The organism is Streptomyces flaveolus (assembly GCF_044765825.1).
GTDB classification, from domain to species: Bacteria; Actinomycetota; Actinomycetes; order Streptomycetales; family Streptomycetaceae; genus Streptomyces; species Streptomyces flaveolus.
On the sequence record NZ_JBIWKU010000003.1, the window covers coordinates 233,550 to 253,755 of the forward strand.

Sequence of the window (20,206 nt, forward strand, 5' to 3'; positions counted from 1 at the left end):
ATCACGGCGCGGGATGGGCGTTTGACCAGCTCAGCCGGTACCCGACCCGCCGGCGCCGCCGGTCGGGGTCGGACCGGGACTCGCCTTGCCGTCCTGGGTCTTGGCGTCCGGGTTCTTGTCGCCGTTCTTGTCGCCACCGCTACGGCCGGCCTGGGCCTGCGCGTCCTCGGCCTTCTGGAGGGCGTCCTCCAGGTCCTTCTGCGCCTTGCCGTACGCCGTCCAGTCGTTCTGCTTGAGAGCTTCCTGACCGGCCTCGAAGGCCTTCTGGGCGTCGTTCAGCGCGTCCCGGACCGTGGGGTTGGCGGACGTCGGCGGCGGTGTGGTGGTGTCGTCGCCCTGGTCCGGCGGCTCGGTGGCCGAACCCTTCGCCCCGAAGACCTTGTCCAGGGCTTCGTCGAGCGTGTCCTCGAAGGCGGTGTTGCCGCCGTAGGACACCAGCACCTTCCGCAGCAGCGGGTACTTGAGGTCGCCGCCGCGCACATAGACCGGTTCCACGTAGAGCAGCCCGCCGTCGAGCGGCACCGTCAGCAGGTTGCCGTACTCGACCTCCGAGTCGCCGCCTCTCAGCAGCCTGATGGACTCGGCGATGTCCTGCTCGGAGTTGAACTGGCTCTGGACCTGTTTGGGTCCGTTCACCGTCGTGCTCGTCTGCAGCTTCAGGACTCTGATCTTGCCGTAGTCCTTGGTGCCCGCTTCCGCGTCGACCGCCATGAACGCGCTGAGGTTGTCGCGTCCGATCGGCGTGAACGTCGTCGTCAGCGAGAACGCCTGCTGCTTCTGGTCGGGCATCTTCATGCTCAGGTAGTACGGCGGCACCGCGTCGCCCGACTTGTTGGTCGGGTCGTCCGGCACCTGCCACACCTCGCTGCCGCTGAGGAACGTCGTGGCGTCCTTCACGTGGTAGCGGGTGAGCAGCTCGCGCTGGACCTTGAACAGGTCCTGCGGGTAGCGCAGATGGGACATCAGCGCGTCGGAGATCTCGCTCTTGGCCTTGACCGTGTTCGGGAACGCCTTCATCCAGGTCTTCAGGACCGGGTCCTGGGTGTCCCACTGGTACAGCTTGACGTCGCCCGTGTAGGCGTCGACGGTCGCCTTCACCGAGTTGCGGATGTAGTTGACCTGGTTCTGCTGGGCCACCACCGCGCGCGAGTCGTTGCGCGCCGTCAGCGAGTCGGCGGTCGTGTCGCCGAGCGTCGTACGGGAGGCGTACGGGTAGCCGTTCGTCGTCGTGTAGGCGTCCACGATCCACTGGATCCGGCCGTCGACCACCGCCGGGTAGGCGTCGCCGTCGATGGTCAGCCACGGGGCGACCGCCTCGACGCGCTCCTTCGGCGTGCGGTTGTAGAGGATCTTCGACCCCTCGCCGATGGCGCCGGAGTAGAGGATCTGCGGCTCGCTGAACGCCACCGCGTACGCGGCCCGGTTGATCGGGTTGGACAGGTCCACCCCGCCGTCGCCCTTGTAGCTGGTGGTCTTCTCACCGTTGTCGTCGGAGTAGTCGATCTCCTTCTGGGGACCGCCGACGATGGAGTACGTGGTGGTCTTCTCGCCGTAGTAGACCCGCTGTTCGTACGTCCCGAGGTCGCCCTTGGACGGCAGGTCGGACTCGGTGAAGACCGGACGTCCCTCGGAGTCGACCTGGGTGCCCTTGGCGGCGACCACGCCGAAGCCGTGGGTGTAGCGGAAGTGGTTGTTGATCCAGTTCTTCTTCGGGATGCCGGCCAGGTTCAGCTCGCGCAGACCGATGACCGTGTCCTGGTCCTTGCCGTCCTTGGAGTAGCGGTCGACGTCCAGGTTGTTCGGGAACGCGTAGTAGTTACGCATCTGCTGGAGCTGCTGGAACGTCGGCGAGATGATGTTCGGGTCCATGATGCGGATCGAGGCCGTCGCGTCGACGTCGTCACGGAGCCCGGTCTTGTCGTCGGTCTTGCTCTCGCCGGCGTACTCGGTGACCTGGGTGCCCTCGATGTCGTAGGCCTTGCGCGTCGCGTCGAGGTTCTTCTCGACGTACGGCGCCTCCTTGGCCTGCTCGTTGGGCTGCACCTCGAACTTCTGGACCAGCGCCGGGTACAGACCGCCGATGAGGATCGCCGACAGCACCATCAGGCCGAAGCCGATCACGGGCAGCTGCCAGGTTCGCCGCCACAGGGTGGCGAAGAACAGCAGCGCGCAGATGACGGCGATGCAGAACAGGATCGTCTTGGCCGGCAGGTAGGCGTTGGCGTCGACGTACCTCAGGCCCGTCCAGTTGTCGGTCGCCTTGAAGTCGCTGGACTTCACCGCCAGTCCGTACCGGTCGAGCCAGTACGCGACCGCCTTGAGGGCGACGAAGACGCCGATGAGCACCGACAGGTGGCCGGTGGCCGCGGCCGTGGCGCGCGCTCCCGGGCTGGTGACGCGCAGGCCGCCGTACAGGTAGTGCGTGAGCGCGGCGGCGATCACCGAGATGATCACGGTCGCGAAGCCGAAGCCGAGCAGGAACCGGTACCAGGGCAGGTCGAAGGCGTAGAAGGAGACGTCCAGCTTGAACTGGGGGTCCTTCTGCCCGAAGGGCACGCCGTTGACCCACATCAGCCACGTCCGCCACTGGCCGGAGGCCGAGGCGCCGGCGATCAGGCCGACGAGGGCGGTGATGCCGAGCAGCAGCCACTTCTTGTACGGGGCGATGCCCATCCGGTAGCGGTCGAGGTTCTGCTGCTCCATCGACATGGCGCTCAACGGGGGGCGGAGCCGGTGGGCCAGCCAGATGTTGAGGCCGACGGCGAGCGCCATGAGCAGGCCGAAGACGAAGAAGAGACCGATCTTGGTCCACAGCGTGGTCGTGAACACCGACGAGTAATGGACCGACCGGTACCACAGCCAGTCCGTCCAGAAGCCCGCGAACATGGTGAACGCCATGCCGAGCACGGCGAGGACACCGAGCGTCATCAGCAGGGTGCGGACACGCCGGGACGGGCGGCCCACTCTGATCCGTGGCCCCGTCGGGCCTCCGCCTCGGTCCGGCATCTGGAAAGCCAAGGTGCGCACCTCGAAGTCGCTGTTGATCCGTCAGGCCCTCGGGTTCGTGGGCCCCCCGTGCGCCCCCGTCGTCGTGGGCCCACACCTATGCAACTTACTCATCGTTTACTCGGTTCCCGATTCGGCCCAGGAACGAGGCAGGATTGTGACCATGTCCAACACCCCCATGGCAGCGAGCCCCCTCACCCGGGCCGTACTCGAGATCGACGAGTACGTCTCCGGCCTCGGCTGGGACCAGCCCGCACGCCTCTTCGCCCTTGTCGACACCGCCCGGCTGCGGGCCGACCAGCCCACGCTCGCGGACCGGCTCGGTCTGCAGGAGGAGACGGAGAGCTCCGGCTTCACCCCGATCGAGCAGGACGAGATTCCCACGGACCAGCCGCTGGACGAGTTCCTCGGAACCATCGCCTGGCCCGACGCCGTGGTCGGCTGCGCGCTGGCCGTGGAGCGCCTGATGCTGCCGCCGTCCGCCGAGGCCCAGGTGCCGGCAGACCTGGACGGGGAGAAGCTCACCCGGTGGGTGGCCGAGCACCCGGACCGTCAGGAGGTCCGCATGACGGTCGCGGTGCTGCGTGACGGCGCCCGTGAGTCCGCTCTGCGGCTGCGGGAGAAGGACTCCGCCACCGAGGTCCTCACGGGTTCCGATCTGGTGCCCGGTCTGGCCCAGGCGCTGACGGCGACCTTCGAGGAGTAGTCCCGAGCGGTCCCGGGCGGCCCGTCGGGCTGCCCGGTGCGCCGTCTACCCGGCCGTGCACTTCGGCAGGTCGGCGGTCTTCCCGGAGCGGATGTCGTCGAGGGCGCCGATGGCGTCGTCGATGGTGTTCACCTTCACGAGGGTGAGCCCGTCCGGGGTGTCGTCGGCGGCGGACGCGCAGTTGTCGGCGGGCGTCAGGAAGTACCGGGCGCCCTTCTCCCGCGCGCCGATGGTCTTCATCCCGATGCCGCCGATCGGACCGACCTTGCCGGCGTCGTCGATCGTCCCGGTGCCGGCGACGAACGTGCCGCCGGTGAGGCTGCCCGGCGTGAGCTTGTCGTAGATGCCGAGCGCGAACATCAGACCGGCGCTGGGTCCGCCGACGTCGGCGAGCTTGATGTCGATGGAGAACGGGAACGTGTGGTCCGTCCCGGCGCTGATCCCGACGATGGCACGCTTCTCGCCGGCGTCGTCGGAGGTCGCGGTGGTGATCGCGACCTCCTGGGTCTTCGTCGGCGTCCGGCCTTCCTTCTCCGCGGCGGCCTGCTCCTTGGCGGGCACGATGGTGAAGACGACGTCCTGGCCGGGCTTGTGCTTGGTCACCAGGTCGGCGACGTCGCCGGGCTCCTTGACCGTCGTGCCGTCCACAGCCCGGATCACGTCACCGGCGTGCAGCCTGCCCTGGGCCGGGGATCCCTTGACGACCGTGGAGACGATCACCCAGGACTTCACCGGGATGTCCAGTGCCTTCAGGGCGGCGACCTTCGCGCTCTCCTGGGACTGGCTGAACTCCTCGGCGTTCTCCTGGGTGGCCTCCTCCTCGGTCTTGCCGTCCGGGTAGAGCGTGTCGTGCGGCACCACCCGGTTGTCGTGCGAGAACCATCCGTAGACGGCCTCCACGAGGTTCATCCGGTAGTCGGCACTGGTGACCCGGACGGTGGTCATGTTCAGATGACCGCTCGTCTCGTACGTCTTGTGCCCGGAGATCTGCAGCACCGGCTCGCCGTCGTGGTCCCCGAGCGTGTTCACCGTCGGCCCCGGTGACATCTCCGAGTAGGGCACGGGGATGAACACACCCGCGCACAGGAGCGCGATCAGCATCAGGGTGGAGGCGAGCATCGTCGCGGTGCGGCGTGGCATGGGACGACATTACGGGACGCGGCTGTCGGAGCACCGTCAGGGCAGTGCCCGTCATGCTCCGGTGCGGGACTTCTCCATCGCCTCGCGGAACCGGGCATACCCGTCGAGCTCGGGGCCGTCGCCCCGGATCCTGCGGGTGCGGTTGGCCCAGCTTCCCCACAGACCCGCGGCTACCGCGGCCACCAGCGGAATCAGCAACCAGGCGAGCGCCGCCATGCCGACCTCCCAACCCCATGAGCTCCGCGACTGACTGATCAGCAGATTAACCATCCGCCGTGACAACGCTCACGCCGGGGGGCCGGTTACGCAACCGGAGCCACGAGGTGGGCGGCGAAGGCCGTCAAGGGGGTCGAGGGTCTGCGGGCGCCGGGGCCCGTCAGCACGCGCCGACCCGCCCACCCGTCGCCCGGACGGCGCTACGCGCCGACCCGCCCACCCGTCGCCCGGACGGCGCTACGCGCCGACCCGCCCACCCGTCACCCGACCACCACCCCTCAACGACGGCGCTACGCGCCGACCCACTCCTCGGTTCCGTCGGAGAAGGTCTGATGCTTCCAGATGGGAACGTCGTGCTTGAGGTCGTCGATGAGCTTCCGGCAGGCGTCGAAGGCCTCGCCCCGGTGCGGGCAGGAGACGGCGACGACCACGGCGAGGTCCCCGACCTCCAGGTCCCCCACGCGGTGTACGGCGGCGAGCGCCCGTACGGGGTACTCGGCGACGACCTTCTCGGCGATCCGCCGCATCTCGGCCTCGGCACTGGGGTGGCACGAGTAGCCGAGCCGGTCGACGTCGGTGCCCCCGTCGTGGCTGCGGACGGTCCCGACGAACAGTGCGGTCCCGCCGGCCGCGTCGTCCCCGACGGCCCGGAAGACCTCGTCCACGGAGAGGGGCGTCTCCCGGATGCCGATCAGCTTGACGGGGTCCGGGGCGGCCTGCTCACCGGGGTGGTCGTTCGTGGATGCCATACGCCCATCGTGCCCCACGGTGCGCACGGCACGGAATAGCGTCATCGCCCGGCACCCGCGCGTACCGCCTTGGAGCCTCCTACAGGACGGCGCCCGCCTCAGATCCGCCGCCGGGCCTTCCGCGCCCGCCGGACCACCGCCGCCGCGCCCAGCAGCGCGACCGTCGCACCCGCTGCCCCGGCCGCCGTCGCGTCCTTGCGCCCCAGACGCCGCCCCGCGACCGTGTGCCGGCCCGCGACCTCCTCCAGCAGCTCCGCGAGCACCTCCTCGTTGGTGTACTTCGGCCGCCACCCGGCGTCGTGCAGCCGGCTGCCGCTCACCACCCAGGGGTACATCGTGTACGCGAGGTCTCCGGCCGGGGAGGGCGTCAGTCCGATCCGGTGCAGGCGGGCCGCGGCGCCCAGCGCGACGGCCGACGGCAGCTCCATCCGCCGGATCCCGCTGAGCTCCTCGACCTCCTCCTGCTCCAGCCAGCCGTCGCACCCGACGGCCAGCTCCCCCTCGGCCTTCTCCAGGACGGCGTACTCGAGAGCGCTGCACAGGTCGTCGACGTGGCAGAACTGCCAGGCGGGCCGCGACCCGGCCACCACGAGCAGCCGGGGCGACTCGAAATACCTGGTCAGCGCGGTGTCCATGCCCCCGACCAGGACGGCGGGGCGGACGACGGTCACGTTCAGGCCCGGGTGGGCGCGCGGCGCCCGGCGGGCGAGGCGCTCGATCTCCAGAAGGTCCCCGACCCCGGTGGCCTCGGCCGTGGCCCGCAGCTCGGCGTCCTCGGACAGCGGCAGCTCGTTGTCCGGCAGCGCGCCGTAGACCATCGCGGAGGTGCACAGCACGACGCGGTGCACTCCGGCCGCCGCGGCGGCGGTCAGAACGGTCTGCGTCCCCCGGACGTTGTAAGCCGTCCGGGCGGCCGCGTCGGTCTCCAGGTCGAGGTCCAGTGCCAGGTGCACCACGACGTCCGCGCCGCGCAGTTTCTCGGCGATGGCCGGGTCCCGCACGTCCAGGATCTGCCAGCGCGCGTCCGCGCACTCGCCGCGCCGCTCGTCGATGGCCACGACCTGTCTGACCTCGTCGGACGCGGCCAGCCGTGCCGTGAGCAGGGCACCGATGCCGGAGGCGGCACCGGTGACCGCGACCACGGGTCCGCGCGCGCCGGGGGCGGCGGAACTGGTTGACTGGTTTCGCGCTGCGCGAACCTGCGGATCTGGGGAACTCACCGGGCGTCTCCAGCGGTTGTCTTCAGTACGGGCGCGAGTGACGCGTACGTACCAGGTGGCATCCATCCTGCCGCAGGCCGTCAGTCGGCGAAGCACCGAGGCCCGAACCGCCGCGGGTGTCTACGCTGGGTGGTGATGTCGGGCAGCCGTGCCGCCGGAAAGAACCGGCGGCCCTACCAGCCGAGGAACCCCGTGAGTGACACCCCATTCGGATTCGGCCTTCCGCCGGAGGAGCCGGACGACGGCGACGAAGGCAAGAAGAAGGACCAGCAGAGCGGCGGTGGTCAGGGACCGGCCAACCCGTTCGGTTTCGGGATGTCCGGAGCCGGTGGCCTTGGAGGCCCCGGTGCGGACAACCCGTTCGCTGCCATGTTCGGTTCCATGAACCCCACCGACCTGGGCGCCGCCTTCCAGCAGCTGGGCCAGATGCTCTCCTATGAGGGCGGCCCGGTGAACTGGGACATGGCCAAGCAGATCGCCCGCCAGACGGTCGCCCAGGGCACCCCGGACGGCACGAAGGACGCGAGTGTCGGCCCCACCGAGCGCAACGCCGTCCAGGAGGCCGTCCGCCTGGCCGATCTGTGGCTGGACGACGCGACCGCCCTGCCCTCCGGCGCGGGCTCCGCCGTGGCCTGGAGCCGCGCGGAGTGGGTCGAGGCGACCCTCCCCGCCTGGCGTGAGCTCGTCGACCCGGTCGCCGAGCGGGTCGGCACCGCCATGGGCGACGTGCTGCCCGAGGAGATGCAGGCCATGGCCGGCCCGCTGATCGGCATGATGCGTTCCATGGGCGGTGCCATGTTCGGCACCCAGATCGGTCAGGCCGTCGGCGTGCTCGCCGGCGAGGTCGTCGGCTCGACCGACGTCGGCCTGCCGCTGGGCCCGGCCGGCAAGGCCGCGCTGCTGCCGGCGAACGTCGAGGCGTTCGGCAAGGACCTGGGCGTCCCCCAGGAGGAGGTGCGGCTGTATCTCGCCCTGCGCGAGGCCGCCCACCAGCGCCTGTTCGCGCACGTGCCGTGGCTGCGCTCGCACCTGTTCGGCGCGGTCGACGGCTACGCCCGCGGGATCAAGGTCGACACGGCCAAGCTCGAGGACGTGGTCGGCCAGTTCGACCCGCAGAACCCCGAGCAGCTGCAGGAGGCACTCCAGCAGGGCATGTTCCAGCCGGAGGACACCCCGGAGCAGAAGGCCGCCCTGGCCCGTCTGGAGACGGCGCTGGCGCTGGTCGAGGGCTGGGTGGACGCGGTGGTGCACGCCGCCGCCAAGCCGCGCCTGTCCTCCGCGGACGCGCTGCGCGAGACGCTGCGCCGCCGTCGCGCCTCGGGCGGTCCGGCGGAGCAGACCTTCGCCACGCTGATCGGCCTGGAGCTGCGCCCGCGCCGCCTGCGGGACGCCTCGCGTCTGTGGGCGTCCGTGACGGACGCGCGCGGTGTGGACGGCCGGGACGCCCTGTGGGCCCATCCGGACATGCTGCCGAACGCCACCGACCTGGACGACCCGGACGGCTTCGTGCACCGCGAGCAGCTGGACTTCTCCGAACTGGACAAGATGCTCGGTGAGGCCGCGGGCAGGACCGACCTGAAGAAGAAGGACGAGAAGGGCAAGGACGAGGCCGACGGCAAGGGCGACGACGCCGAGTGAGCCTCCACGACGACGCGGTCCTGGTCCTCAAGGGCCACGAGGGCCAGGACGAGCTGCGTCAGGTCTACCTGGACCATCTGGCGGCGCATCCGGACGGCATGTGGAAGGCCTGCGCGGACGGTCACATCACGGCGAGCGCCTTGGTGATCGACCCGTCGCGCGGGCGGGTGCTGCTCACCCTGCACCGGAAGTTGCGCATGTGGCTGCAGATGGGCGGCCACTGCGAGCCGGTCGACGAGACGCTGGCGCGCGCCGCCCTGCGCGAGGGCACGGAGGAGTCGGGCATCGCCGGACTGACCCTGCTGCCCGGCGGCCCCGTGCGGCTGGACCGCCACCACACGCCCTGCGCCTGGCACCTGGACGTCCAGTACGCGGCGGTGGCTGCCGAGGGGGCCGTGGAAGCGATCAGCGACGAGTCCCTCGACCTGCGCTGGTTCCCGTACGCCGAGGTCGCGGACGTGGCCGACGAGTCGGTGGTCCGCCTGGTGGAGGCCACCCGCGCCCGGCTGTGACCGGTGAGGGGTGACCGCGTGTGCGGTCACCCCTCACCGGACTGTGGCCGTGTCGCGCGGTCAGCTCCAGACGTTGCCCTGGTTCTGGCCACGGGCGCCCTGCTGTCCCATGCCGTACTGCGCGGCCAGACCCGACCCGATCTGGGCGTTCTGCGGCGGCAGCAGCTCGCTGGGCTGCACCAGCGCGAAGCCGTTGCCCATGAAGCTGAGCTCCCACCCCTCGCCGGTGGTCCCGCGGCGCCGCCACACCCCGGAGGAGTGTGTCTGGGCCTGCATCTGCACGCGCAGACCGGTGGACCAGGCGACGATCGCGTCGGCGTCGCAGTTGACGTACTTGTCGGGCGTCACCTGCATCAGCAGCGGGGAGCCCGAGGTCATCAGCGCGACCCTGCCCCGGCCGGTGATGTTGAGCTGGTACTTCCCCGAGCCGGAGATGCCGTACAGGCTGTCGACGGCGATGACCTCGTGGTGCAGGGAGGAGTCCATGGCCAGGACGTAGCTGCTGTCCACGGTGAGGCCGTCCTGCTCGACCTCCATCACGTGGATGCACTGGGCGAGGTTGGCGAAGTAGACGGTGCCCTGCCCGTGGCAGCGCATCAGGTCCAGGCCCTCACCGGTGTGCGCACGCGCGCGTGACTGGCTGTTGTTCTGGTACTCGGCGTCGAACTCGACGAGGCCCTGGTAGGCGACCATCGTGCCCTTGCGGGCGAGCACGTCGTCGTGGCCCTCCAGGGCGACGCGGAGCATGTGCTTGTTCTGCAGGCTCCAGCGTTCCTGGGTCTGCTGGTCGTTGTAGGCGAAAAGCGGGCTCTGCATGATGTTCTGGCTCCCCCTCAGCCCCGGACCCGGAGGCGGTCGGTGCTGTCCTCGCTGGGCTGGACGACGACGATGCCCTGACCGGAGAAGGCCATCTGGTAGGCCTCGCCGCTGCCGCGGCCGATCAGCGACTGCGCCTTGAAGCTGCGCTTGCCCTTCACCTTGAGGTTCGGGGACCAGGCGACGAGCGCGTCCGGGTCGACGTACGTCTCGTCCTCGCCACCGCCGCAGTCGACGACGATCGGCTTGCCCCGGGAGGTGAGCGCCACCCAGCCCTGGCCGGAGATCTTGGTGTTCCACAGGCCCTGGCCGGCGAACTTCGCCAGTCCCTTGACCCGCTCGACGCCCCACGTGAGGTGGGCGTCGAAGGCGAGCAGGTTCGTGGCGTTGACGCTGATCCCGTCGCCGTTGAGGTTGATCACGACGACGTTCGCGCCGTAGTCCGCGAGGTAGAGCAGCCCGTCGCCGGAGCACTTCATCAGGGGCGCGCCCTCGCCGGTCATCCAGTCCTTGGCGATCTGGCGCACGGCCGGCGGGTTGGGCTCGTACTGGACGAAGCCCTCGTAGGCGACCATCGAGCCCACGCGCGCGAGGAGGTCGTTCCCGGTCTGCATGGCGACCTTCAGCATGTGGTTGCCGTGGTTCTCCATGCGGGCGGTGACCGGTGCGGGGGCGTAGCCCGCGAGCGGCTGGTTCATGTCGGGCTCTCCCTCAGATCTCGTACGGCTGGACGACGACGAAATTGCCGGGCGCGGCCCGGAACTGCAGGTTGACGCTCTCGCCCGTGTCGCCCGCGTAGGAGTTGCGGCGCATCCGCACCTGGCTGGAGACGACGACCTGGGCGGCGGCCGACCAGGCGACGACGGCGTTGCAGTCGGCGAACGTCGTGGGCGTGACCGGCAGCACCACGGGCACGCCGTGGGTCTTGACGACGATCGTGCCGGTGCCCTGGAACTGCATCGTGAACAGCGCGCCACCGGGGATGCCGTGTCCCTCGATGCGGCGGACCTCGTACTGGAGGCTCTCGTCGAAGGCGAGGACGTTCTCGGCGGAGACGCAGACGGCGTCGCCCTGGAGTTCGATGGGGTGCAGCATCGCCGAGTTGTCGGCGAGGAACACCTGGCCCTTGCCGGAACAGCGCATCAGCTGCATCTCCTGGCCGGTCGCGTTGCCCACGATCCGGCCGGCGAATCCGGCGCCCTTGTAGCTGAAGTCGACCTTGCCCTGGTAGAGCACCATGCTGCCCTGCCGGGCGAGGACGGGCTGTCCTTCGGCGCCGAGGTCGACGCGGACCAGCTTCTTGTTCTGCTGGGTCCAGCGCTGCCCGGGCGCCGTCTCGCGGAACTGCTGGAGCGCGGCGGCCACACCGGGGCCCTGCGGGGCACCCTGGGGCATGGCCTGCGGGGCGCCGTACGGTGCCTGCTGCCCGTAGCCCGGGGGCGGGTCCGGCTGGCCGTAACCGGGCGGCGGGGGCGGGGTCTGGGGGGCATGGGGCGGGCCGTAGCCGGGGGGCGGCGGGGCGGTTTGGCCGGGGACCTGTCCGTACGGCTGCTGCTGACCCGGCTGGCCGAACGGCGCGGGCGCCGGGGCCGGGGGCGGCACCGGGGAGCCGCCGGACGGGCTGTGCAGGGGCGCGATGATGGTCGGCGCGGCGTGCACGTTGGGCGCGGGCGCCGGGGGCGGCGTGCTTCCGGGCGGCGGTGCGAAGCCCTGCGGGGCCGGAGCGGGAGCCGGCGCGGGTGCCGGGGCCGGGGCGGGGGCGGCTGCCGGGGCGCCGAAGGCCGGGGGCGCCGATGCCTGGGCGGGCGGAGCGAACCCCGGGGCGGCACCGGCCTGCGGCTGCTGCGCCTGCTGCGGCGCGGGGGCGTCGTCCTCGGCCACCTCGCCGCCGAAGTTCCTCAGCAGCGCCTCGAGCCCGCCGTCGAATCCCTGCCCGACGGCGGCGAAGCGCCACACGTCCTTCAGATAGAAGTCGCCCAGCATGACCGCGCGCTCGGTGGAGAACTCCGCCCCGCTGAACGGATACCGGGCCACCTCCTCGCCGCCCGCGACGATCCGGATGTATCCGGGGCCGACCTGCGACATCTGCCCGGCGCCGTCGATCGTCGCCGTGAAGGACAGCTTCTGGATCTGCGGCGGGATCCTGTCCAGGGTGACGCGGAAGGACTCCGTGTCCCCCGCCTGCGCACCCAGGAGCTGGATGGACTCCTCGGGGGTCTTCGGCTGGTTGAAGAACACGAAGTACCGGTCGTCGGAGAGCCGTTCGTCGGCGTCGAGCCCGAAGCAGCTGATGTCGAAGGTCAGACCGGGGCCGGAGATCTGCACGCCTACGTACAGATCCGTGCCCGCGGTGAGGTCACTGATCCTGGCCTTGTGGCCGCGTTGGAATTCCCTGGCCATGCGTTACGACCGTCCCCCATCCGAATCCGAGTGCGTCGCGTCAGGCTAACGGCAAACCCGGACACCGGACGATGTCGGTACAGAGCCGGTACAGAACCCGCGCCCGCCTGTACCGGACGCCTTCCGCGGCCCTGTCACTCGCTCCTGGCGCCGGGCACGTGCGGCAGCCGGTCGGCGGCGACCACGCCTTCGAGGTAGCCCCGGGCCCGCTCGGTCCGCGGGTACGCCTCCAGCAGCCGCCAGAACCGGGGCCCGTGCCCGGGGACGAGCAGATGAGCCAGCTCGTGGAGGAGCACGTAGTCGACGACGTACTCCGGCATGCCCTGGAGGCGGTGCGACAGGCGGATGCTGCCCTCGGCCGGGGTGCACGAGCCCCACCGCGTGTTCTGGTTGGTGACCCAGCGCACCGAGGCGGGCCGGGCCCGGCCCTCGAAGTACTGGGCCGACAGCCGCTCGGCGCGCTCGGCCAGCTCGGTGTCGCCGAGGACACGCTTGCTCTCCTGGGCGGCCAGCTTGTCCAGCATGACGCTCACCCAGCGTCGTTCCTCCGCCTCGGACATCCGGGCGGGGATGAGCACGACGGTGCGATCGCCCTCGCGGTACGCGGAGACCGTCCGGCGTCGACGGGTGCTCCTGCGAACCTCGATCGCGCTCGCCCCCGTGCCGCTCGGCGGCGGACTCGTCGGCGTGCGCTGGGGCGCTCCGGCGCGGTGCAGTGGGTCGGCGGACACGCCCCGACGTTACCCGCTGCACACGGGGAAGTCCCGGCTCCGGGACGGGTCCGCGCCGATCCGCACGACAGCTTGTACGACAAACACCCACCACCTGTGGACAACTTTCGACGCCTCGCGGCGGATCCGGGCATGCTGGCACTCGCCGGCGGACGGGTGACCGACCGCACAGCCACCGCACATCCGGTCGCCGCCGGCGCACGGGGACGTTCGAGGACTTACGGGGGTTCTGTCATGCATCCGATGGTGAAGCCCGCGCTCAGGCGCGGCTGGCGCGATCTCAACACCGTCCAGTTCGGGATGACGCCGGCGCACGCGCTCACGCTCCGCCCTGTGGACACGGCGACGGGCAGCTTCCTCGACCTGCTCAACGGCACCCGCGGGCCGGCTCTCCTGCGCGAGGAGGGGCGCCGCATGGACTTGCCGGACGGCCATGTCGACCGGCTGGTGGAGCGGCTGGCGGGGGCCGGGCTCCTCGACGACTCCCGGGGCGGCGGGCCTGCCGCCGACGCCCTGCGGGAGAAGAAGGAGGTCCTCGACCGGCTCCGCCCCGACCTCGCGTCCCTGTCCCTGACGACCTCCCGGCCGGGGGACGCGATGCGGCACCTGGCCGCCCGGCGCGCGATGCGCGTGCGGGTGCGGGGTGCGGGCCGGGTGGGCGCCGTGCTGGCCTGCCTGCTGTCGGCGGCCGGCGTCGGCGAGGTCGACGTGCGGGACACCGGACGCGTCGAACCGTGGGACGTCACCCCGGGAGGGCTGCCGGCCGAGGCCGTCGCCGAGCGCCGGGACGAGGCCGCCCGCCGGGCCGTGCGCCGGGCCGCCCCGGACCGGCGGCCGCGCCGGGTCCCCACGTCACCGCCCGAGGACGGCGGCCCGGGCTTCTCCCTGGTGGTCCTCGCCCCGCGCGACGACGTCGCGTCGCACGCGCCCGATCCGGCCCACGCCGACTCGCTCATGGCATCGGGCACGCCCCACCTGTACGCCGGTGTCGTGGAGGGAACCGGCGTCGTCGGCCCCCTGGTCCTGCCGGGCGAGACGGGCTGTGCCGGCTGTCTGCACGCGGACCGCACCGACCGCGACCCCACCTGGCCGCGGCTGGTCGCGCAGTGGCGCTCCGGCCGGCAGCGCCAGGTACCCCCCTGCGACATGACGCTGGCCACGGCCGTCGCCGGGCTGGCGGCGGCCCACGCCCTCGCCTTTCTCGACGGCCGGACACCGTCCAGCGCCGACGTGCGCTGGGAGGTGGCGCTGCCCGCGCTGCGATGGCGTACCCGACCGGTCCGGCCCCACCCCGCGTGCCCGTGCGGAGCCGCTCGGAAAGGTAAGCAGGAACACACCCCCGGGAACGGGGGTCGGCGCGCGACAATGGCTGGGCAATGGCCGTCAGTCGAAGCCCGCCGTGAGGCAGCAGCGGCGCGGCCGGCTGGGACTTGGAGGGCGCATGTCTGATCTTCCCCGGAAGGCGGTCACCCGGACCGCCAAGCTCGCCGCGCTCCCGCTCGGCTTCGCCGGGCGGGCGACCTGGGGACTCGGCAAGCGGATCGTGGGCGAGTCCGCGGAGATCGTCGGCCAGCAGCTCCAGCAGCGCACGGCGGAGCAGTTGTTCAAGGTGCTCGGGGAGCTCAAGGGCGGCGCGATGAAGTTCGGGCAGGCCCTGTCCGTCTTCGAGTCGGCGCTGCCGGAAGAGGTCGCCGGTCCCTACCGGGCAGCGCTGACCAAGCTGCAGGAGGCCGCTCCCCCGATGCCGACGCGCACGGTGCACTCGGTGCTCGCGCAGCGGCTCGGCGAGGACTGGCCCGACCTGTTCCTGGAGTTCGAGGACAAGCCCGCCGCGGCGGCCTCGATCGGCCAGGTGCACCGGGCGGTGTGGCACGACGGCCGCGAGGTGGCCGTCAAGGTGCAGTACCCGGGCGCCGGCGAGGCCCTGCTGTCCGATCTGAACCAGCTCAGCCGCTTCGCCCGCCTCCTCGGCCCGCTCGTGCCCGGCATGGACATCAAGCCGCTGATCACGGAGTTGAAGGACCGGGTCTCCGAGGAGCTGGACTACGACCTGGAGGCGCAGGCGCAGCGCGCCCACGCCGAGGAGTTCGCGGGTGACCCGGACATCGTGGTGCCGGACGTGGTCCACGAGTGCGAGCAGGTCCTGATCACCGAGTGGATCGACGGCATCCCGATGTCGGAGATCATCGCGAACGGCACACCGGAGCAGCGGAACCGGGCCGGCCAGCTCCTGGCCCACTTCCTGTTCTCCGGTCCGGCCCGCACCGGCCTCCTGCACGCCGACCCGCACCCGGGCAACTTCCGGCTGCTGCCCGGCGGACCGGAGGGCGACGACGACTGGCGGCTGGGCGTTCTGGACTTCGGCACGGTCGACCGCCTCCCGGGCGGGCTGCCGGAGCCCATCGGCGCGGCGCTGCGCATGACGCTGGACGGCGAGGCCGAGAGCGTCTACGAGATGCTCTGCTCGGAGGGCTTCGTCAAGGAGTCGATAGAGCTGGATCCCGACGCCGTCCTCGACTACCTCCTGCCGATCATCGAGCCCGCCCGGGTCGACGAGTTCACCTTCACCCGCGGCTGGATGCGCAGCCAGGCGGCCCGGATCGCCGATCCCCGCTCCCCCGCCTACCAGCTGGCCAAGCAGCTCAACCTGCCTCCGGCCTATCTGCTGATCCACCGGGTGACTCTCAGCACCATCGGGGTGCTGTGCCAGCTGGGCGCGACGGTGCGGCTGCGTGAGGAGCTGGAGGAGTGGCTCGTGGGCTTCGTCCCCGAGGACGCCGGCGAGAACGAAGCCGAGTTCGGGGAGTACGGGGACGATGTGGAGGAGGCCGTGGAGGCGTGAGCCGCCGGGGCTGAACGCGCCGTGGGGGCCGGTCCGTTCGGACGGACCGGCCCCCACGGGGAAGGTTTCGCCTCCTGGACGGAGGCCACCGCTTCGGGTGTGGTGGGTTACTGCATGACCGCCATGGCGAGCGCGCGCCGGGCGCGCAGCGAGGCGCGCTCGGCCCGGCGCTGCATCCGGCGGGCGGTCACCAGGCGCATGGCCTGGCGTTCCCGCTCGGCCTCATGCAGGCGCTCGTGCATATGCGCACGTGCCAGGGCTTCTGGGATGAGTTGCATCTCTCGGGTCCTGTTCTGACGCGAGTCCTTCGCGTCGCTGGTGGTGAAGTCTTCGGGCGCGGTGCCTGTGATCTCGTCGGTGGACGGCTTCATCGGGGCCTGCTTCTTGGGGTCGTGCGTGAGGGGGCGGTCGATCGTTCCGGTGATGTTCATGCTGTGACCGGGTTCTTGCGCGGGCGGCCACGGGGCCGCTTCCGGGCGACGACGACGCCCTGGACGAACAGCTCGCCACCCCAGACGCCCCAGGGCTCACGCCGCTCCTTGGCGCCGGCGAGGCAGGCCTCGACCAGCGGGCAGGTGCGGCAGAGGGACTTGGCGTACTCGACGTCCGCCGGGGACTCCGCGAAGAAGACCTCCGGGTCGTAGGAACGGCAGGGGACGGGTACGCCGAGGTTCTCGATGGCGTCGTCGAGCGCGGTGAGCGCGGTGAGCGCGGTGAGCGGGGTCAAGGTGGGGTCCTCCGTGAGGCCGGGCTTGGGGATCGTGTCGGAAGGCGGTACGGACGGGGCGTGCGCTTCGAGTTGCACGGTTGGTCTTCCTCGTCTGGTCGTTCCGGCCGGTCGGCCGGGTGCGGCTTGGTACCGGGTTCTTTTCTTGTCCCGAGGCTCCTTCGTGCTGTCGTCCCCGTTCGGGGAAAACAGAAGGGCCGCGGATCCCGGATGGGGTTCCGCGGCCCTGAAGGCGCCGGCCTGATCGAGATCAGGCTGGATCACTCCAGGGTTCTGGCCCACGGAAGGCCCACATCAGGTGGTGCTGCGTCGTCTGCTTCCGGAATCCGGCACCGGTCGCCGTAAAGGCATAGGCGTGAGCCTGTGCCACTACTGCTGCTTCCAGTGCCTTGGTCGGTCGCTCATTGCGCTCACGGACGGGAAGGCCCGAGGGAGCAACGGAGGCGGACGCCGGACGCACGGCACGAATGCCGGACAGACCGGTGCCCGGGTTGGAAACGCCGAGCATGCGCAGGGAGACGGCAGAGCGATCGGTCAGTTTGGCGGTGGAACCGGCGGTGGTGCTGATGTTGATGCTGATCACTGGGCTCGCCTCCTCTCGGCGTCTCGGGGGACCGGTGCGAACCGGTCCGCGGATATGCAAGTACAGCACGGATCCAGGGCCTCCGGGAAGGCCGCTGTTCCCCGTGACCAAGAACCTATGGGGATTCCCGGCGCATGCGCAAACTATTTTTTCGACGAGTTCGGATCAGTCTCCGTCGTCAAGCCCGGTGACGTCCCGGCCTGCGCAGATGGCCAGAACATCGGCTCCGTAGCGGTTGAACTTGCGGGCGCCGACCCCCGGGATCCTCGCCAGCTCGTGCTCGTCCTGAGGCACGGACTCGGCGATCGCCATCAGCGTCTTGTCGGTGAAGACGCAGAACGCGGGCTGACCGCTGCGCCCCGCCTGGACCGCCCGCCACTCGCGCAACCGCTCGTAGACGCCCTCGTCCATGTCGGACGGGCAGTCCTCGCAGCGCATCAGCTTCATCTCGCCGGCCTCGGTGAGCGTGCGGCCGCAGACCCGGCAGCGGGCCGGCGTCCGCCGGGTCCGCCGCGGTACGGCGGCCGCGGGGCCGCGCCCGGAGCCGCGCTCCACACCGCCCGGACCGCCGGCGGAGGTGCGGGCGCCGGTCGGGGCCGAACCGGGCCGCAGTCCCTTGAGGAAGCGGCTGGGGCGGCGGTTGGGGCGGCCGCCGGGCGAGCGGGCGAGCGCCCAGGAGATGTGCAGGCGCTCGCGGGCGCGGGTGACGCCGACGTAGAGGAGGCGGCGTTCCTCCTCGATCTGCTCGTCGGTCTTTGCGTAGGTGATCGGCATCATGCCCTCGGCGACGCCCACCAGGAAGACGACGTCCCACTCCAGGCCCTTGGCCGAGTGCAGCGAGGCGAGGGTGACGCCCTGCACGGTCGGAGGGTGCTGGGCGCCGGCCCGCTCGTCCAGTTCCGCGACGAGGTCGCTCAGGGTGGCGCCCGGCTGGGCGGCGGCGAAGTCCTGGGCGAGGGAGACCAGGGCGGCCAGCGACTCCCAGCGCTCCCGGACTGCTCCCGACCCCGCCGGGGGCTGCGGTGTCCAGCCCTCCCCCGACAGCACCGCGCGCACCTGGGAGGGCAGGTCGACGGCGTCGTCGAGGAGGTGGTCGTTGCCGCCGAAGCGCGCGGCGGCCCGCAGGGCGCTGCCGGCCTTGCGCACCTCGGGCCGGTCGAAGAAGCGCTCCGCACCCCGCAGCTGGTAGGGGACGCCGGCGTCGGCGAGGGCCTGCTCGTAGGTCTCGGACTGGGAGTTCGTACGGAACAGGACCGCGATCTCGGCGGCGGGGACGCCGGAGTCGACGAGCTCGCGGATGCGGCGGGCGGCTCCCTCAGCCTCGGCCGGCTCGTCGGTGTACTCGGTGTAGACGGGCTCGGGGCCCGCGGGGCGCTGGGAGACCAGCTCCAGGCGGTGGTCGGCGGCCCGGCCGCGGGCCTGGGCGAGCAGACCGTTGGCGAGGCGGACGACCTGGGGGGTGGAGCGGTAGTCGCGGACCAGCTTGACGACGGTCGCGCCGGGGTGCCGGCTGCGGAAGTCGAGCAGGTGGTCGGGGGTTGCTCCCGTGAACGAGTAGATGGTCTGGCTGGCGTCGCCGACCACGCACACGTCGTCGCGGTCGCCGAGCCACAGCTCCAGCAGACGCTGCTGGAGGGGGCTGACGTCCTGGTACTCGTCGACCACGAAGTGCTGGTACTGGGCGCGGACCTGCTCGGCGACGTCGTGCCGGTCCTGGAGGACGGCCACCGTGAGCAGCAGCACGTCCTCGAAGTCGATGACGCCGCGCCCCCGCTTGAGGTCTTCGTAGGCGGAGTACAGCTGGGCGATCTCCGCGGCGTCGCGGGGCGCCTCGCGGCCCGCCTTGGCCGCGGCGGGGGCGTAGTCGGCGGGGACGGTCTGGGTGACCTTGGCCCATTCGATCTCTGCGGTGACGTCGCGCAGCTCGCCCCGGTCGAGACGCAGGTGGCAGGCGGCGGCCGCGTCGGCGACGAGCTGGATCTTGCGGTCGACGAGCCGGGGCAGGGAACCACCGATCGCTTTCGGCCAGAAGTACTGGAGCTGGCGCAGCGCCGCCGAGTGGAAGGTGCGGGCCTGGACCCCGGCCGCGCCCAGCTGGCGCAGCCGGCCGCGCATCTCTCCCGCGGCGCGGTTGGTGAAGGTGACGGCGAGCACGCTGGACGGCTGGAGGATCCCGGCGCGCACCCCGTAGGCGATGCGGTGGGTGATCGCCCGGGTCTTGCCGGTACCGGCGCCGGCCAGCACGCACACCGGGCCGCGCAGGGCGGTGGCCACCTCGCGCTGCTCGGGGTCGAGCCCTTCGAGCACCGCGTCGGCCGAGTCCGGTACCTGCGGGAAAAGGGTGGAGTGCGTTGCTGCTGTCACATGGCCATGCTGCCAGGTCGCACGAGACGGGTGCGCCGGTTGTCCACAGGTACGGACCGATGGTCGTACTGATGCGACAAGCGTCACGCGCCGGGAATGGCGGCGCCGCCCCGGACGTTCACCCCCTGCGACCTCATCCCCGAGCCGCCGAAGGAGCGCGAGAGACATGCCGGGCACTGTGACGATGTACAGCACCACGTGGTGCGGCTACTGCCGTCGGCTGAAGAGCCAGATGGACCGCGAGGGCATCGCGTACACCGAGATCAACATCGAGCAGGACCCGGATTCCGCCGCGTTCGTGGAGAAGGCGAATGGCGGAAACCAGACGGTTCCCACCGTGCTCTTCCCCGACGGCTCGACGCTGACGAACCCGTCGCTGGCACAGGTGAAGCAGAAGATCGGCGTCTGAGCGGCTCGGTCCGTGACAGAGGGGGGGGGGCCCGGGGGGGGGGCCCCCCCCCCGGCGGGGGCGGGGGGCGCGAAGCCCCCGGGGGGCCGGCGCGTGGCCGTCCACAGCGCGCTGCAGGCGGGCCCGCGCGCGCTTGCCGGGGGCGGG

19 protein-coding genes are annotated in these 20,206 nt (G+C 71.3%); 6 read left to right on the forward strand and 13 right to left on the reverse strand.

The annotated features are described in order from the left end of the window. Positions 1–30: 30 nt before the first annotated feature. The gene (locus ACIRG6_RS10595; RefSeq protein WP_403322487.1) at positions 31–3,006 is read right to left on the reverse strand and encodes a UPF0182 family membrane protein; all 2,976 of its coding nucleotides are present in this window, start codon (positions 3,004–3,006) and stop codon (positions 31–33) included. Between the two features lie 163 nt (positions 3,007–3,169). Here ACIRG6_RS10595 and ACIRG6_RS10600 point away from each other — a divergent pair, with 163 nt between their 5' ends. After that, positions 3,170–3,712 carry a PPA1309 family protein gene (locus ACIRG6_RS10600; RefSeq protein WP_189228751.1) on the forward strand — a complete coding sequence of 181 codons (543 nt, stop codon included), beginning with the start codon at positions 3,170–3,172 and terminating at the stop codon, positions 3,710–3,712. A gap of 45 nt (positions 3,713–3,757) precedes the next feature. Here ACIRG6_RS10600 and ACIRG6_RS10605 read toward each other — a convergent pair whose 3' ends face one another. The 4 genes from ACIRG6_RS10605 to ACIRG6_RS10620 form a co-directional block, all read right to left on the reverse strand. Then, on the reverse strand, positions 3,758–4,852 hold the full coding sequence (locus tag ACIRG6_RS10605) for a YlbL family protein (RefSeq protein ID WP_364820214.1): 1,095 nt from the start codon (positions 4,850–4,852) through the stop codon (positions 3,758–3,760). 51 nt (positions 4,853–4,903) lie between these two features. Continuing rightward, the gene (locus ACIRG6_RS10610) at positions 4,904–5,068 is read right to left on the reverse strand and encodes a hypothetical protein (RefSeq protein ID WP_318214353.1); all 165 of its coding nucleotides are present in this window, start codon (positions 5,066–5,068) and stop codon (positions 4,904–4,906) included. A 290-nt stretch (positions 5,069–5,358) separates the two neighbouring features. Continuing rightward, positions 5,359–5,817, reverse strand: a complete 459-nt coding sequence (locus ACIRG6_RS10615; RefSeq protein WP_318214352.1) for a molybdenum cofactor biosynthesis protein MoaE — start codon at positions 5,815–5,817, stop codon at positions 5,359–5,361. Positions 5,818–5,915: 98 nt separating this feature from the next. After that, a complete protein-coding gene (locus tag ACIRG6_RS10620) occupies positions 5,916–7,037 on the reverse strand; it encodes an SDR family oxidoreductase (protein WP_189228755.1) in 1,122 nt (373 codons plus the stop codon). Positions 7,038–7,229: 192 nt separating this feature from the next. Between ACIRG6_RS10620 and ACIRG6_RS10625 the strand changes: the two genes are divergently transcribed. Next, complete coding sequence (locus tag ACIRG6_RS10625) at positions 7,230–8,675, forward strand: zinc-dependent metalloprotease (protein ID WP_350714594.1); 1,446 nt, start codon at positions 7,230–7,232, stop codon at positions 8,673–8,675. Continuing rightward, complete coding sequence (locus ACIRG6_RS10630) at positions 8,672–9,187, forward strand: NUDIX hydrolase (RefSeq protein ID WP_364675822.1); 516 nt, start codon at positions 8,672–8,674, stop codon at positions 9,185–9,187. Before ACIRG6_RS10625 ends, ACIRG6_RS10630 begins: the two co-directional genes overlap by 4 nt. Positions 9,188–9,247: 60 nt before the next feature. Here ACIRG6_RS10630 and ACIRG6_RS10635 read toward each other — a convergent pair whose 3' ends face one another. The 4 genes from ACIRG6_RS10635 to ACIRG6_RS10650 form a co-directional block, all read right to left on the reverse strand. Continuing rightward, positions 9,248–10,003: an AIM24 family protein gene (locus ACIRG6_RS10635; RefSeq protein ID WP_364675824.1), complete on the reverse strand. Its 756-nt coding sequence runs from the start codon at positions 10,001–10,003 to the stop codon at positions 9,248–9,250. 17 nt (positions 10,004–10,020) lie between these two features. Continuing rightward, the gene (locus ACIRG6_RS10640; RefSeq protein ID WP_030974882.1) at positions 10,021–10,701 is read right to left on the reverse strand and encodes an AIM24 family protein; all 681 of its coding nucleotides are present in this window, start codon (positions 10,699–10,701) and stop codon (positions 10,021–10,023) included. A 13-nt stretch (positions 10,702–10,714) separates the two neighbouring features. Next, positions 10,715–12,403, reverse strand: coding sequence for a TerD family protein (locus ACIRG6_RS10645; RefSeq protein WP_403322052.1), 1,689 nt, complete (start codon positions 12,401–12,403; stop codon positions 10,715–10,717). A 134-nt stretch (positions 12,404–12,537) separates the two neighbouring features. Next, positions 12,538–13,134 (reverse strand): M48 metallopeptidase family protein, encoded by a 597-nt coding sequence (locus ACIRG6_RS10650; protein ID WP_189228760.1) that lies wholly within the window; start codon positions 13,132–13,134, stop codon positions 12,538–12,540. A 234-nt stretch (positions 13,135–13,368) separates the two neighbouring features. Between ACIRG6_RS10650 and ACIRG6_RS10655 the strand changes: the two genes are divergently transcribed. Both ACIRG6_RS10655 and ACIRG6_RS10660 read left to right on the forward strand, forming a co-directional pair. Then, entirely contained in the window at positions 13,369–14,583 is a 1,215-nt protein-coding gene (locus ACIRG6_RS10655) for a TOMM precursor leader peptide-binding protein (RefSeq protein WP_403322054.1), read from the forward strand. Further along, entirely contained in the window at positions 14,576–15,976 is a 1,401-nt protein-coding gene (locus tag ACIRG6_RS10660; RefSeq protein WP_364820204.1) for an ABC1 kinase family protein, read from the forward strand. The genes ACIRG6_RS10655 and ACIRG6_RS10660 overlap by 8 nt, the downstream gene beginning before the upstream one ends. A gap of 107 nt (positions 15,977–16,083) precedes the next feature. On the opposite strand, the gene ACIRG6_RS10665 is transcribed toward ACIRG6_RS10660, so the two are convergent. From ACIRG6_RS10665 to ACIRG6_RS10680, 4 genes are all read right to left on the reverse strand, one after another. Further along, positions 16,084–16,407 (reverse strand): hypothetical protein, encoded by a 324-nt coding sequence (locus tag ACIRG6_RS10665; RefSeq protein ID WP_350714579.1) that lies wholly within the window; start codon positions 16,405–16,407, stop codon positions 16,084–16,086. Further along, positions 16,404–16,781 (reverse strand): WhiB family transcriptional regulator, encoded by a 378-nt coding sequence (locus ACIRG6_RS10670; RefSeq protein ID WP_403322058.1) that lies wholly within the window; start codon positions 16,779–16,781, stop codon positions 16,404–16,406. Before ACIRG6_RS10670 ends, ACIRG6_RS10665 begins: the two co-directional genes overlap by 4 nt. 172 nt (positions 16,782–16,953) lie before the next feature. Next, entirely contained in the window at positions 16,954–17,286 is a 333-nt protein-coding gene (locus ACIRG6_RS10675) for a hypothetical protein (RefSeq protein WP_364675837.1), read from the reverse strand. Positions 17,287–17,451: 165 nt separating this feature from the next. After that, the gene (locus ACIRG6_RS10680; protein WP_403322060.1) at positions 17,452–19,650 is read right to left on the reverse strand and encodes an ATP-dependent DNA helicase UvrD2; all 2,199 of its coding nucleotides are present in this window, start codon (positions 19,648–19,650) and stop codon (positions 17,452–17,454) included. A 166-nt stretch (positions 19,651–19,816) separates the two neighbouring features. Between ACIRG6_RS10680 and ACIRG6_RS10685 the strand changes: the two genes are divergently transcribed. Beyond that, complete coding sequence (locus ACIRG6_RS10685; protein WP_077801084.1) at positions 19,817–20,059, forward strand: mycoredoxin; 243 nt, start codon at positions 19,817–19,819, stop codon at positions 20,057–20,059. Positions 20,060–20,206: the final 147 nt, after the last annotated feature.